The sequence below is a fragment of the Neisseria sp. P0019.S003 genome, assembly GCF_051957115.1.
GTDB classification, from domain to species: domain Bacteria; phylum Pseudomonadota; class Gammaproteobacteria; order Burkholderiales; family Neisseriaceae; genus Neisseria; species Neisseria flavescens_D.
Genome location: NZ_JBQCWT010000057.1, coordinates 1 through 489, shown reverse-complemented (window position 1 = coordinate 489; position 489 = coordinate 1). Strand labels below are relative to the sequence as shown.

Sequence of the window (489 nt, the reverse complement as noted above, 5' to 3'; positions counted from 1 at the left end):
GGAATTAGGTTTGCGCGTGGCGCAGCCTGAAAAACTACGCAACAACGCCGAAGCCTTGCAAATGCTCAAAGAGGTTGAGGCCGACGTGATGGTCGTTGCCGCCTACGGGCTGATTCTGCCGCAAGACGTGTTGGATACGCCGAAACACGGCTGTCTCAACATCCACGCCTCGCTACTGCCCCGTTGGCGTGGTGCGGCGCCGATTCAGCGCGCGATTGAAGCAGGAGATGCCGAAACGGGCGTGTGCATCATGCAGATGGACATCGGTTTGGACACCGGCGATGTGGTCAGCGAACACCGTTACGCCATTCAGCCGACCGATACGGCAAACGAAGTACACGATGCGCTGATGAGTCTCGGTGCGGCGGCAATTGTTGCTGATTTGCAACAATTAAAAACAGAAGGCCGTCTGAAAAGCGTCAAACAGCCCGAAGAAGGCGTTACTTATGCACAAAAATTAAGCAAAGAAGAAGCGCGTATCGATTGGAA

General features: G+C 54.6%; 1 protein-coding gene. It reads left to right on the top strand.

Annotated elements, in window-relative coordinates:
• A partial coding sequence (locus tag ACTHTS_RS11060; protein ID WP_440370064.1) for a methionyl-tRNA formyltransferase occupies positions 1-489 on the top strand: 489 nt, incomplete at both ends.